Here is a 12,967-nt window from a genome sequence, read left to right as displayed (position 1 = left end):
CGGCCGCCCCCTCCTCCTTTACTTCGCCTACAAGGGCAAGGCGCCCCGGCACTCGCCCCACCGGCGTGGCACCGTGCTCCGGCTTTTCCTCGTGTACCGCAAGTGCAGCCCCGTCGCGGCCGGTAGGTCCCTGGCAAAGTAAAGGAGGAGGCGGCGGCGCATGCCGACGCCGGGGGACATTTGCATAGGGGCCTGCCGGCCGCGGCGGGGCCCTCAACGCTCGCGACGAACCCGATCGAAGACCGTCAGGCTTCTACGGGCCACCCTCCCGGCCTGAATGCCTTCCGACGGCCGAATGGTTCAGGCCGCCGCGCGGTTTCGCCCGTAAACCCCATTCCCCGCGGTAATTCCGCGTCATTCACAATTTGATACAGCCCCGCGTTTAGGCTGGAAATCCGCGTTCTGACGCGGTGGATGACAAACCCCGCAACTTTCGGCACTGTCGTGTGGTCTGATCCGCACGCAGTCTCCCCGTTGGCAAGGTGCCATGAGCAAGTCGATGAAATTCAAAGTCCCCGCATTCCTGATGGCCCTGGCGCTGACCGCGCCGCTGGCGCTGGCTGCCTACGCCGATTCGCCGGCCCTGCCGTCGGCGGCGACCGCCGACCAGGTGACGACCTCCAAGCTGGTCTACGGACTGCTTTCGGACAGCCGCTATGCCTATCGGCCGCGCGCGCTGGACGCGGCGACCTCCAAGGACGTGTTCAAGCGGTACCTGGAGTCGCTGGACGGCAGCAAGCAGTTCTTCACCCAGGCCGACATCACGAAGTTCGCGCCGTTCGAGGACAACATCTCCTCGGCCATCCGCGGCGGTGAGCTGGAGCCGGCATTCCAGGTGTTCGCGGTGTACAAGCAGCGTGTCGGCGAGCGGGTCGGTTACGCGCGCAAGCTGCTCAAGCAGGATTTCGATTTCAGCAGCGACGAGCGCTTCGAATACGACCGCAAGGACGTGCCGTGGGCGGCCAGCAGCGCCGAGCTCGATGACCTGTGGCGCAAGTCGGTGAAGAATGACTGGCTGCGCCTGAAGCTGGCCGGCAAGCCGCCGGCCGATATCCGCAAGACGCTGGACAAGCGCTATGCGCAGCTGGAGAAGTCGGTCAACGAGCTGAAGGGCGAGGACGTGTTCCAGTTCTTCCTCAACGCCTACACCAGCGCCGTGGACCCGCACACCGATTATTTCACGCCGCGCACGGCGGAGAATTTCAACCAGGCCATGTCGCTGTCGCTGGAAGGCATTGGCGCCCAGCTGCAGCGCCAGGACGACATGGTGGTGATCCGCGAAGTCATCGCCGGTGGTCCGGCCGCGGTCAATGGCACGCTCAAGCCGGGTGACCGCATCGTCGGCGTCGGCCAGGGCAAGTCGGGTCCGGTCGAGGATGTCATCGGCTGGCGCATCGACGACGTAGTGGCCAAGATCCGCGGCAAGAAGGATACCCAGGTGCGGCTGGAATTCATCCCGGCCGAGGAAGGCGTGGACGGCAAGCCGCACATGCTGGTGCTGACCCGCCAGAAGGTGCGCCTGGCCGAACAGGCCGCCAAGGGCGAAACGCTGACCATCCCGGCCAAGGACGGTGAGCCGGAACGCCGGGTGGGCGTGATCAAACTGCCGACCTTCTACCAGGACTTCGAAGGCCGCCGCCGCAACGCGACCGACTACGCCTCGGCCACCCGCGACGTGGCCAAGCTGCTGGCCGGCTTCAAGACCGACAAACTGGACGGCGTGGTGCTGGACCTGCGCAACAACGGCGGTGGTTCGCTGGATGAGGCCATTGAGCTCACCGGTCTGTTCATTGAACAGGGTCCGGTGGTACAGGTGCGCGAATCCGGCGGCCGCGTCACGGTCAACAATGATCGCAGCGAAGCGGTGGCCTGGGACGGTCCGCTGGCCGTGCTGATCAACCGCGGCTCGGCCTCGGCCTCGGAAATTTTTGCCGGCGCCATCCAGGACTACGGTCGCGGGCTGGTGATCGGTGAGACCACCTTCGGCAAGGGCACGGTGCAGAACATCGTCGACCTGGACCGCTGGCCGAGCGGCGAGACCCAGCGTTTCGGCCAGGTCAAGCTGACCATCGCGCAGTTCTTCCGCGTCAGCGGCAGCAGCACCCAGCACAAGGGCGTGGTGCCCGACCTGGCCTTCCCGGCCAGCGTGGACGCCAGCGAGTACGGCGAAAGCACCTACGACAACGCCCTGCCGTGGACCCGCATTGCCGCCGTGCCGCACACCCAGTACGGCAACTTCGGCCCGCTGCTGCCGAAGCTGGAGACCCGGCATGCCTCGCGCATCGCCGCGGACAAGGAATTCCAGTGGTGGAACGAGGACGTGGAGCAGTTCCGTACCGAAGCGGCCAAGAAGTACATTTCGCTCAACGAGGGCGAGCGCCGCGCCGAGCGTGAGCGCCAGGAAACCCAGCGCAAGCAGCGCCAGGCCACCCGCAAGGAACTCGGCCTGGACCTTGACCCGCTGGCCGACGACAGCAATGACGACGGCCTGACCGGCAACGAGCGCGACATCGTCAAGGACGCCGCACGCGAGAAGGCCGCCGAGAAGCGCCCGGACCCGCTGCTGCGTGAGTCGGCCGCGATCCTGGCCGACGCGGTCAACCTGCTGGAAGTGGATCGTCCGCTGTCGGCGCAGGTGCTGCCGCAGTCCACGGCGGTGGGCCGCTGGGCCGATTGATCGGCGTGACCGGGTGAACGATCCAACAACGAAGGGCCGGCCATTGCGCCGGCCCTTCGCTTTCTAGACCCCGTGCATACGCCGCCGCGCCTATGCTGCGACGATTCCCTTCCAGCAGGAGCGCCCATGCGGCCTTCCCATGCACTGTCGGCCAGCCTGATGGCCGTCGCCCTCACCGCCTGCGGCGGACGTGCGGCCGACAGCACGCTGCTCCGCGAGTCCTTCGATTCCGGTGACACCTACTCGCGCACCGTACCCGGTACGCCCGCGCAGGCCTGCGAGGCCGGCCGACGCACGCTGCTGAGCCAGGGCTATGCCATCGCGCGTGCTGACGCCGATGCGGTGGAAGGCAACAAGAATTTCCAGCCGCGCGACGACGAGCACGAGCAGCTGGTGCTGCGTATCTCCTGCGCGGCGCGGGGCGACGAGGCGCTGGTGTTCATCAGCGCGGTGCAGGACCGTTACGCGCTCAAGAAGAGCCCCACATCGGCCAGCGTCGGCGTGGGTGCGCTGGGCTCGGTGTCGCTGCCGTTCGGCAGCAATGACGACTCGCTGGTGAAAGTGGCCAGCAGCACCGTGCAGGACGCCGACTTCTACCGTCGCTTCTTCGCGCGCCTGCAGCAGTACCTGCCGGCCGCCAAGGCGGGCACGCCGGAGCCGGTGCCGCCTGCACCCGTCCCGCCGCCGCCGCCCACCCCCGAACCTGCGCCGCCTCCGCCGCCGACGCCCGACACACCCAGCCCGACACCCTGAGCGGGCGCGCAGCGTGACCCGCGCGCGTCCCCGTTGCAGCCGTACCCCGCCCGCCGCGGGCGTCGCGCTGGCGCTGTTGCTGGGCCTACTGCCGGCCGCCGACAGTATGGCGGCCCCGGACAATTGCCTGCAGGCGTTGCTGGAACGCCTGGGCTGGCAGATCGAGGACGCCCCCATCGACGCGCCACGCGTGCACGGCGGGCCGGTCTGCGAGCGCGCCGACCTGCGTCAGGCGCAGCCGGCCGGCGACCTGCGCGTGCAGCTGCCCCGCGCGTGGGCCGCACCGCAGCGCCAGCGTTTCCTGCAGACGCTCGTCGAGGACCCCGCCACGGTCTGCGCCTATGCGTTCGTGCTGGGCGAGGCCACCCGGCGCGCGGCGACCCGACTGCAGGACAACCCGGGCTACCGTTTCTCGGCCCTGCAGCTGGGCTGGATCGGCTTTGGCCCAGGCGGCGCACGTGCGCAGGGCTGGGAGGGTTTCCGCAGCTTCGGCCGCGGCTACCAGCCGCAGGGATCCAACAGTGCGGCCCTGCAGGCCTTCTATGACGGCCGGGTGCGCAGCGAATGCGGGGTGGGGCGCCAGGTCGCGCAGCTGGCCACGCAGCGCGAGCTGTACGGCGACGCGGCGTTCGATGCGGCGTTCACCGCGGGCGAGCTCTCCATCGGCACCTTCCTCACCCTGCACGACACCGACAGCATCCTGCTGGGCCACCACGCGGGCGCGTTCCTCGCCGACGGCAAGGCCGTGCGCACCTCGCAGCGCGGCCGCCAGGCCTTCGTCGGCGCGCCGGGCTTCATCGAGCACGTCTTTGATCCGGTCTACCTGGACGACATCAACAACCAGGCCGAGAACTTCGTCATTGTCGACGTCAGCGATGCGGCGGCACAGGCGTTGCGCGAGCACGGTGGCTTTGCCCACTATGACCGCATCAACGCGCGCATCTGGGCGCTGGCCAGCCGCATGCCGGGCCCGGGACTGCGGCGCTTCGAGCGCCTGCTGGCCGAGCGCGACCCGGCGCTGCGCGCGGCGTTGCCGGCGGCACAGCAGCCGCTGCTGGCCGAACTGGACGCGCTGCTGGACGATCCGTTCTACCGGCAGTTCGTGATTTATGTGCATCCACGCGGTATACGTCCGGTGGGCTATCACATCGCACGCCTGCTCGACCGCAATCCGCGGACGCCATTCGCCTTCGAGCTGGGCCTGCACAACCTGCATACCACGCTGTACCGCCGCTGGATCGACACCCAACTGCAGCAGTGCGCGGCAGCATCAACACATTCGCAACCCGAGCAAAGGTGAGTCATGGATATTGCAATGATTGGACTGGGGCGCATGGGCGCCAACATGGCCGAGCGGCTGCACCGCGGCGGCCACCGCGTCATCGGCGTGGACCCCGGTGACGCCGCACGCGAAAGCGCCGCCGCGCGTGGCTTCGAGGTCAGCGCCTCGGCCGCCGACGCGCTCTCCTCCATGTCGGTACCGCGCGTGGTGTGGCTGATGGTGCCGGCCGGCGAAGTGGTGGACCAGACCCTGGCCGCGCTGTCGCCGCATCTGTCCGAGGGCGACGTGGTGATCGACGGCGGCAACTCGTACTACAAGGATTCGATGCGCCGCGCCGCGCAGCTGATCGAAGAAGACGTGACGTACCTCGACTGCGGCACCAGCGGCGGTGTGTGGGGCCTGCAGGAAGGCTACAGCCTGATGATCGGCGGCGACACGGCGGCGGCCGAACGGGTCGGCGCGATCTTCCGCACGCTGGCACCGGCCGAGGACCGTGGCTGGGCGCACGTCGGTCCGAGCGGGGCGGGGCACTTCTGCAAGATGGTCCACAACGGCATCGAGTACGGCATGATGCAGGCCTATGCCGAGGGCTTCGCGCTGATGCAGCGCAAGACCGACTTCAACCTGGACCTGGGCCAGGTGGCGAAGGCATGGCAGCACGGCAGCGTGGTGCGTTCCTGGCTGCTGGACCTCAGCGTGGATGCACTGGAGGGCAATCCGCAGCTGGATGGCATTGCCCCCTACGTGTCCGACTCCGGCGAAGGCCGCTGGACGGTGGCCGAGGCGATCGATCTGGATGTGTCGGCGCCGGTGATCACCCTGTCGCTGCTCGAGCGTCTGCGCTCCCGCGAGAAGAATTCCTTCAGCGACCGCATGCTGTCTGCATTGCGCAATCAATTCGGCGGGCACGCGATGAAAACCGACTGAGGCAATCTGCCGCGCGCACGGCACGTTCAACCCACCCGTAGAGCCACCCCATGGGTGGCTGCGCCGGACGCCGGCACCGCGCAGCCACGCAGGGCGTGGCTCTACCCCAGATCCACGCGCCGGCCGTTGTCGGCGCTCTCGCGCCCGGCCTCGAGCAGACGCATCAGCTGCAGCGCCTGCTCCGCCGTCACCGGCGGTTCGCCTTCGCCGCGCATCGCATCGCGGAAGGCGGCATAGAAGCGCCGGTAGTCACCCACGGCGTTGTCCACGCTGTGGCGATGCAGCTGTCCCTCCGCATCGACCTGCACGACCTGGCCATGCAGCGGGTCCAGGCCCCAACCCGGCGCACCCGGGGCGATGCCCTGGCGCAACTGGTCTTCCTGCACGTCGCGGCCTTCCTTCAGGTAACTGCCTTGGCGGCCGTGCACCGCGAAGCGTGGCGCGGAGGCCGCCACCAGCGAGCCGGCATGCACGATCGCGCGCAGGCCCGGGTAGTGCAGCACCGCATGGAAATAGTCGTCGCTGCGTGCGTGCTCGCGCTGCGCGGCAATGTCGGCGCTGATCGCCTCGGGCCAGCCGAACAGCTGCAGCATCTGGTCCAGCAGGTGTGGGCCCAGGTCCATCCACAGCCCGCTGCCGGGGGCATCGCTCTCGCGCCAGCGGTCGCGTACCTGCGGCCGGAAACGGTCAAAATGCGAGTGGCACTCGGCAACCTGGCCCAACACGCCTTGCTCCAGCACCGCGCGCAGGCTGAGGAAATCGGCATCGAAACGCCGGTTCTGGAACACCGTCACCACGCGCTCCGCCTCGCGGGCCGCGGCGATCACCGCCGTGGCCTCGGCGCTGCTCAGCGCGAACGGCTTGTCCACCAGTACATGCTTGCCCGCGCGCAACGCAGCCAAGGCCAGTGGCGCATGCTGTTCATTCGGGGTGGCGATCACCACCGCGTCCACCGCCGGGTCGGCCAGCAGCGGTGCCACCTCGTCATGGATGTGCACATCGGTGAAGCTGCGCAGCAGCAGGTCGCGCTGCGAACTCACGATGCTGTGCAATGCCAGCCCCGGGGTGTGCTGGATCAGTGGCGCATGGAATACGCTGCCGGCCAGTCCGTAGCCGATGAGGCCAATCTGCGCAGTCGCCGTCATGGGGGTGCTCCTGTTGCGGGCCAGGTGCACAGCGTACCGGCAGATGATGCAGTGCGGAAACATGAACCGTCATGCAGGAAGCTGAGCGGTTCACGGCGGCGTGATGTCATCCGCACGTGCCGTGTACGGCCGTCCGTGGAGACTGGCCCCACCAACAAGGGAGACACCGCACATGACCAACACTACCCGTAATCTGCTTGCTGCTTCGCTGGCCCTCGGTATGGTGCTGGGCACCTCCTCGGCGATGGCCAAGGATCCGCCGAAGGCGACCGACCATAGCGCCATGACCCATGCCGACACGCATGATTCGGCGGAGCCGGTCACCGATACCTGGATCACCACCAAGGTGAAGAGCGACCTGCTGACCAGCAAGAACGTTCCCGGCACCGAAGTGAAGGTGGAAACCGTGAACGGCGTGGTTTCGCTGTCCGGCACCGTGGCCACCAAGGCCGAGCATGACAAGGCGGTCACCACGGCGAAGGGCATCAAGGGCGTCAAGAGCGTCGATGCCAGTGGCCTGAAGGTTGCTGCGGCCGCTGCCAAGCGCTGATCGGCACTGCCATCACGTATTACCGGGGCGCGCCGAAAGGCGCGCCCTTTTTCGTTGCGCCGGTGTTGGCCGGTCCCGCCGCGTATTCACGTTGGTGTGGAGTATATTCAGGGCTTCGCCCCTGCAGGCGCCGCGCCGTATCTGCGTGTCGTCGACAGGGAGGGGGGATACGCGAGAGCTGACGAGGGTCTATGGCGCTGGTTTTCAGTGACGAACTCTGGGACCGCTGGCGGTTGCCGGCCTTGGGCCTGGCGGCTGTGGCGATCATCGTGGTGCCGTGGCTGACGCTGCGCAAACTCTCCGAAGAGAATCTCGATGCGATGCGCTGGGTAACCCATACCCAGGATGTCGGCGTCGCGGTGTACCAGCTGCAGGCCGACGTGCGCGATGTCGAGTCTGCGGCGTTGACGATGTCCAAGGGCATCGACGCGCCCGGGCTGCGCGAACGGATGGGGCAGGCACGGCACATTCCGCAGCGGTTGGAGCGGCTGGCCGAATTGACCCGGGACAATCCGTCGCAGCTGGTGCGGATCGGCCGTATCCAGGCGCTGCTTGAGCGCCGCATGGCGTTGGCCCATCAGTTGGCGCGTGCCGCGCCGGGCGACGACCAGCGCGAGCTGGTCCAGGACCTCACCACGCGCTATCCCATCCGTGGGCTGATCGAAGCGTTGCAAGCCAGCGAGGAACAGCTGCTGCAGCAGCGCTCGGCGGTGTTCGCGCAGCAGCAGCGGCAGGGCGAGCTGGTGTCATGGACGGCGCTGGTGGTGCAGCTGTTGCTGCTGGGCCTGGTGCTGTGGCTGCTGCACCGGCAGATCGCGCACCGCGCCAGCGCCGAGCGTGCCACGCTGCGCGCCTCCGCACGCGCGGCCTCGGTGCTGCATACCGTGCGTGAGCCGATCGTGCTGCTCGACCGCGAGTTGAAGGTGCAGCTGCACAACCCGGCCTTCGCCGAGCTGTATGGGCTGGACGATGCCGACGCGGATGGCCACGCGCTGGATACGCTCGGCGCCGGTGCATGGAGCGACACGGCGGTGCGCCAGCGATTGATGGACGTGCTGCTGCGTGGCCGCGAGCTGTGGGACTACGAACACGAACAGCGCACCGACGACGACCAGGTCCGCACCATGCTCATCAATGCCCGGCGCATGCCATTGCCGGACAAGGATGACGAAGTGGTGCTGATGACGGTCAGCGACGTCACGGTGCAGCGCGCCGTGCAGCAGCGCGTGGAGGAGTTGAACCGGCAGCTGGAAGGCAAGGTCGAGCAGGTCTCGGAGGTCAACCGCGAGCTGGAGGCCTTCAGCTATTCCGTCTCGCACGACCTGCGCGCACCGCTGCGCCATGTCGCCGGATTCTCGGAGAAACTCGGCCGCCACCTGGGCGAGGAGGCCGACGAGAAGTCGAAGCACTACCTGGACGTGATCTCCAACTCGGCACGGCGCATGGCCGCGCTGATCGATGACCTGCTGGTGTATTCGCGGCTGGGTCGCGCGGCGATGCGCCTGCAGGCGGTGGACATGCAGTCGCTGGTGGCCGATACCCGCGCGATGCTCGACGCCAACCTGCAGAGCGAGGCCGAGCAGACCGGCGTGTCGCGGCGGGTGGAATGGAAGATCGCGGCGCTGCCGATCCTGGTGTCCGACGACAACATGATGCGCCAGCTGTGGTTGAACCTGCTCGGCAACGCGCTGAAGTATTCGGCCAATGCGTCCCCGGCGCGGATCGAGGTCGATTACCAGCGGCAGCCCGACGGCAGCCATCTGTTCAGCGTGCGCGACAACGGCGCCGGGTTCGACATGGCCTACGCCGGCAAGCTGTTCGGCGTGTTCCAGCGCCTGCACAAGGCCAGTGACTACCCCGGCACCGGCATCGGCCTGGCCAGTGTGCGCCGGGTCCTGACCCGCCACGGCGGCCGCATCTGGGCCGAATCCGAGGTGGACAAGGGCGCCACCTTCCACTTCCTGCTTCCTTCCGCACTCGACGCACTCAACCAAGGCCCTGCCGCATGACCGCACTTCGAACCATCCTGCTTGCCGAGGACAGCCCCGCCGATGCCGAAATGGCCGTCGATGCGTTGAAGGAGGCACACCTGGCCAACCCGATCGTGCACGTGGAAGATGGCGTGGAAGCCATGGACTACCTGCTGCGCCGGGGGGCGTTCGCCAACCGCGAGGAAGGCCTGCCGGCGGTGCTGCTGCTGGACATCAAGATGCCGCGCATGGACGGCCTGGAAGTACTGCGCGAGATCCGCAACACCGAGGAACTCAAGCGCTTGCCGGTGGTGATCCTGTCCTCGTCGCGCGAGGAAAGCGACCTGGCCCGCAGCTGGGATCTGGGCGTGAACGCCTACGTGGTCAAGCCGGTGGACGTGGACCAGTTCTTCGGCGCCGTGCAGACGCTGGGCAAGTTCTGGGCGGTGATCAACCAGGCACCCGAGGTCGAGTGACGCCATGCCGCTGACCGGTCCATCGCTGGGACATCTGCGCATCCTTCTGGTGGAAGATTCACCGGAAGATGCCGAACTCATGTGCGAGCAGATGCTCGAGGCCGGGCTGGACGCCAGCTTCGAGCGGGTGGAGACGTCGGCCGAGCTGCGCGAGGCGCTGCTGCGCTTCGCCCCGGACATCGTGCTTTCGGACCTGAGCATGCCGGGCTTCTCGGGCAACCTGGCGCTGGAGATCGTGCGCGGCTGGCACCCGGACGTGCCCTTCATCTTCGTGTCGGGCACCATCGGCGAAGAAAACGCCGTGGCCGCCCTGCACCAGGGCGCCAACGACTACATCATCAAACACCAGCCGGCCCGGCTGCCGTCGGCGGTGGCGCGTGCGGTGCGCGAAGCGCGCGGCGCGATCGACCGCCAGCGGGTGGAATCCGAGCTGATGCGCGCGCAGCGGCTGGAGAGCCTCTCGCTGCTCGCCGCCGGGCTCAGCCATGACCTGCGCAACATCCTGCAGCCGCTGCTGATCATGCCCGAGCTGCTCAAGGCGCGCACCGACGACCCCCAGCTGCACCACCTGGCCGACGTGATCGCCGAGTGCGGCCGGCGCGGCCATGCCATGGCCGAATCGATGCTGTCGTTCGTGCGCGGCTCGCGCAATCCCAGCGAGCGGATCCAGATCGCGCATCTGTTCGAGGCGATGGAGCTGCTGTTGCGCAGCAACCTGCCGCCCAAGGTCAGCCTGCACCTGGACGTAGCCGATCCGATGCTGGCGATGGAGGGCAATTACACCGAACTGCAGCAGGTGCTGCTGAACCTGTCGTTGAACGCGATCCAGGCCATGCCGTCCGGCGGACGGCTGACCCTGCGCGCACTCGCCGACCGTGACGCGCAGGGCCAGGAATGGCTGCGCATCTCGGTGTCCGACGAGGGCATCGGCATGAACGCGGAAGTGCTCTCGCATCTGTTCAATCCGTTCTTTACCACCAAACCCAACGGCACCGGGCTCGGGCTGATGTCGTGCAAGCGCATCATCGAAGGCGTGCAGGGCAGCATCCAGGTGGACAGCACGCCGGGCGAGGGGACGCGCTTCGACCTGCTGCTGCCGATGCGCGAACTGCCCACCGACGTGGCGCCGCTGGAGCAGCCGGTGGCGGCCGGTACCGGGCAGTCCATCCTGGTGGTGGACGGCGAGGCCACCCGCCTGTCGCTGCTGGGCAACGCGCTGTCCAGCCAGGGCTACCACCTGCAGCTGGCCTCCGACGGCGGCGCGGCGCTGCGCTGGATGCAGCAGGAAGCCATGCCGGCGCTGGTGATTGCCGACGCCGGGGCGAAGCTGCTGTCGGCCAGCCATCTGCTGGGCGAAATGGCGGCGCTGGGCTATCGCGGCCCGGTGCTGGTGCTGGAGGATGCCGACGTCACGGTGCCGCTGGCGCGCTTCCCCGCCGCGATCAACGTGCACGTGCTGCGCAAGCCGCTGGAAATGCAGCAGGTGTTCCGCTCGGTGGCCGAGGCGTTGCAGGGGTAGGTCACGCAAGGAACGGCGCCAGCCGTGACTAACGTCGCTTGCGACGGCCCGAAGGGTGCCCACCCCGGGTGGGCATACCGCTGGTCGTGACGCGAAGGAATACCGGCCAGCGGCCGGTATCTACCGACCGTTGCCAGCCTCCCACGGGAACCGTGGGAGGCTGGCAACGGCCTGTTCCAATCGCCGCGACCAGTTGCCGTGGATCTCGGCGTAGAGCGGGCTGTCGCCGGCCAGGCGCATGCGCTGGCTGATGCGCAGGTCGCCGGCCCGCAGCAGCACCAGGTCCACCGGCAGGCCGACGGACAGGTTGGAGCGGATGGTGGAATCCAGTGACACGATGGCGGTACGCGCGGCATCGTCCAGATGGGTCTGCGGGCGGATGATGCGGTCCAGGATCGGTTTGCCGTACTTGGACTCGCCGATCTGCAGGAACGGCGTCTCCGGCGACGCCGAGATCGCGTTGCCGAGCGGGTAGATCATGTACATGCCGGGGTGCTCGCCGCCGATCTGGCCGCCCAGGATCAGCGTGGCCTGGGTGTTGATGCCGTCGTGGCCATGTTCGGGACTGCTGGATTTGACCTGGCTGTCCACCAGCACCCGGCCCACGTACTCGGCCACTTCGAACAGGTGGCGGTAGCTGCGCAGGTTCTCGGGCCGCTGCTCTTCCACGTCGCGGTGCAGGCGCGAGACCAACAGCTGGGTGGTGGCCAGGTTGCCGGCGGCCATGATCACGAACGCGGCCTGCCCGGGAAACTCGAATTCGTGCAGCTTGCGGTGCACGCGTACGTCGTCCAGCGACGCGTTGGTACGGGTATCGGCGGCGAAGACCAGGCCCTCATCCACCTCGATGCCGACGCAATAGGTCATGTGGGTGTCCTATGATGTGCACCCCGATTCTATGCGCTGGCCATGTTGGCCCCGTGTGGATTCGCCCCACGTACGCTGAATACCATGACCACTGTGCTCCTGAGCCTGGGCAGCAACCTGCAGCCGCAACAGCATCTTCACGCCGCGGTAGCCGCGCTGCGCGAGCGTTTTGGTGCGCTCCGGGTGTCGCCGGCCTACCGTACGGCCGCCGTGGGCTTCGATGGCCCGGCCTTCCTCAACAATGCGGTGGCGCTGGAAACCGCTCTGCCGCTGGAGACGCTGGATGCCTGGCTGCATGCGCTGGAAGACGCGCACGGGCGCGACCGCAGCGGCCCGCGTTTCAGCGACCGCACCCTGGACATCGACGTGGTGTTCTATGGCGACCTGATCGTGGAGGGCCCGGGCCACCTGCGTATCCCACGCCCCGAACTCAAGCATGCGTTCGTGCTCAAGCCGCTGGCCGATATCGCGCCGGACTTCATCGACCCGGTGAGCGGGCTGCCACTGGCCGCGTTGTGGCGGGCGCATGGGCAGCACGACGACCTCTTCGAGGTTGTCGTGCTGTAGTGCCGGCCGCTGGCCGGCTCCAGGCGCTGCTCGATGTCATGAAGAGCCGGCCAGCGGCCGGCACTACCGGATGTCAGGCGATGTCATGAAGAGCCGGCCAGCGGCCGGCACTACCGATGTCAGGCGATGTCATGAAGAGCCGGCCAGCGGCCGGCATTGGCGATGTCAGGCGATGCATGGAGCCGGCCAGCGGCCGGCATTGGCGATGTCAGGCGATGCATGGAGCCGGCCAGC

Annotated in this window: 11 protein-coding genes; 9 read left to right on the top strand and 2 right to left on the bottom strand. The window is 67.8% G+C overall.

Going from position 1 to position 12,967, the window contains the following annotated elements; translation table 11 throughout:
* Positions 1 to 487: 487 nt before the first annotated feature.
* The 4 genes from RT456_RS14095 (at position 488) to gnd (ending at position 5,639) form a co-directional block, all read left to right on the top strand.
* The gene (locus tag RT456_RS14095) at positions 488 to 2,677 is read left to right on the top strand and encodes a carboxy terminal-processing peptidase (RefSeq protein WP_313347665.1); all 2,190 of its coding nucleotides are present in this window, start codon (positions 488 to 490) and stop codon (positions 2,675 to 2,677) included.
* Between the two features lie 126 nt (positions 2,678 to 2,803).
* Positions 2,804 to 3,430, top strand: a complete 627-nt coding sequence (locus RT456_RS14090) for a DUF2242 domain-containing protein (protein WP_313347664.1) — start codon at positions 2,804 to 2,806, stop codon at positions 3,428 to 3,430.
* A gap of 106 nt (positions 3,431 to 3,536) precedes the next feature.
* Positions 3,537 to 4,730 (top strand): hypothetical protein, encoded by a 1,194-nt coding sequence (locus tag RT456_RS14085; protein WP_313347668.1) that lies wholly within the window; start codon positions 3,537 to 3,539, stop codon positions 4,728 to 4,730.
* A gap of 3 nt (positions 4,731 to 4,733) precedes the next feature.
* Complete coding sequence (gene gnd, locus RT456_RS14080; RefSeq protein WP_313347663.1) at positions 4,734 to 5,639, top strand: phosphogluconate dehydrogenase (NAD(+)-dependent, decarboxylating); 906 nt, start codon at positions 4,734 to 4,736, stop codon at positions 5,637 to 5,639.
* Between the two features lie 101 nt (positions 5,640 to 5,740).
* On the opposite strand, the gene RT456_RS14075 is transcribed toward gnd, so the two are convergent.
* Positions 5,741 to 6,784: an oxidoreductase gene (locus tag RT456_RS14075; protein WP_313347662.1), complete on the bottom strand. Its 1,044-nt coding sequence runs from the start codon at positions 6,782 to 6,784 to the stop codon at positions 5,741 to 5,743.
* A gap of 172 nt (positions 6,785 to 6,956) precedes the next feature.
* On the opposite strand from RT456_RS14075, the gene RT456_RS14070 reads away from it, so the two are divergent.
* The 4 genes from RT456_RS14070 (at position 6,957) to RT456_RS14055 (ending at position 11,299) form a co-directional block, all read left to right on the top strand.
* A complete protein-coding gene (locus tag RT456_RS14070) occupies positions 6,957 to 7,334 on the top strand; it encodes a BON domain-containing protein (RefSeq protein WP_313347661.1) in 378 nt (125 codons plus the stop codon).
* A gap of 191 nt (positions 7,335 to 7,525) precedes the next feature.
* Positions 7,526 to 9,343 (top strand): ATP-binding protein, encoded by a 1,818-nt coding sequence (locus tag RT456_RS14065; protein WP_313347660.1) that lies wholly within the window; start codon positions 7,526 to 7,528, stop codon positions 9,341 to 9,343.
* The gene (locus tag RT456_RS14060; protein WP_313347659.1) at positions 9,340 to 9,780 is read left to right on the top strand and encodes a response regulator; all 441 of its coding nucleotides are present in this window, start codon (positions 9,340 to 9,342) and stop codon (positions 9,778 to 9,780) included. Before RT456_RS14065 ends, RT456_RS14060 begins: the two co-directional genes overlap by 4 nt.
* 4 nt (positions 9,781 to 9,784) lie before the next feature.
* Positions 9,785 to 11,299, top strand: a complete 1,515-nt coding sequence (locus tag RT456_RS14055) for an ATP-binding protein (protein WP_313347658.1) — start codon at positions 9,785 to 9,787, stop codon at positions 11,297 to 11,299.
* 120 nt (positions 11,300 to 11,419) lie between these two features.
* Here RT456_RS14055 and RT456_RS14050 read toward each other — a convergent pair whose 3' ends face one another.
* Positions 11,420 to 12,166 carry a 20S proteasome subunit A/B gene (locus RT456_RS14050; RefSeq protein ID WP_313347657.1) on the bottom strand — a complete coding sequence of 249 codons (747 nt, stop codon included), beginning with the start codon at positions 12,164 to 12,166 and terminating at the stop codon, positions 11,420 to 11,422.
* Positions 12,167 to 12,250: 84 nt separating this feature from the next.
* Between RT456_RS14050 and folK the strand changes: the two genes are divergently transcribed.
* Positions 12,251 to 12,733, top strand: coding sequence for a 2-amino-4-hydroxy-6-hydroxymethyldihydropteridine diphosphokinase (gene folK / locus RT456_RS14045; protein ID WP_313347656.1), 483 nt, complete (start codon positions 12,251 to 12,253; stop codon positions 12,731 to 12,733).
* The last annotated feature ends 234 nt before the right edge of the window (positions 12,734 to 12,967 follow it).

This window comes from Stenotrophomonas sp., assembly GCF_032099025.1.
Classification (GTDB): domain Bacteria; phylum Pseudomonadota; class Gammaproteobacteria; order Xanthomonadales; family Xanthomonadaceae; genus Stenotrophomonas.
This window is presented reverse-complemented; position numbering and strand designations above follow the sequence as displayed.

Coding starts and splice junctions, on each gene's coding strand:
- folK (WP_313347656.1), top strand. CDS start 12,251: ATGACCACTGTGCTCCTGAGCCTGGGCAGCAACCTGCAGCCGCAACAG.
- RT456_RS14075 (WP_313347662.1), bottom strand. CDS start 6,784: ATGACGGCGACTGCGCAGATTGGCCTCATCGGCTACGGACTGGCCGGC.
- RT456_RS14085 (WP_313347668.1), top strand. CDS start 3,537: ATGGCGGCCCCGGACAATTGCCTGCAGGCGTTGCTGGAACGCCTGGGC.
- RT456_RS14060 (WP_313347659.1), top strand. CDS start 9,340: ATGACCGCACTTCGAACCATCCTGCTTGCCGAGGACAGCCCCGCCGAT.
- RT456_RS14070 (WP_313347661.1), top strand. CDS start 6,957: ATGACCAACACTACCCGTAATCTGCTTGCTGCTTCGCTGGCCCTCGGT.
- gnd (WP_313347663.1), top strand. CDS start 4,734: ATGGATATTGCAATGATTGGACTGGGGCGCATGGGCGCCAACATGGCC.
- RT456_RS14055 (WP_313347658.1), top strand. CDS start 9,785: ATGCCGCTGACCGGTCCATCGCTGGGACATCTGCGCATCCTTCTGGTG.
- RT456_RS14065 (WP_313347660.1), top strand. CDS start 7,526: ATGGCGCTGGTTTTCAGTGACGAACTCTGGGACCGCTGGCGGTTGCCG.
- RT456_RS14090 (WP_313347664.1), top strand. CDS start 2,804: ATGCGGCCTTCCCATGCACTGTCGGCCAGCCTGATGGCCGTCGCCCTC.
- RT456_RS14050 (WP_313347657.1), bottom strand. CDS start 12,166: ATGACCTATTGCGTCGGCATCGAGGTGGATGAGGGCCTGGTCTTCGCC.
- RT456_RS14095 (WP_313347665.1), top strand. CDS start 488: ATGAGCAAGTCGATGAAATTCAAAGTCCCCGCATTCCTGATGGCCCTG.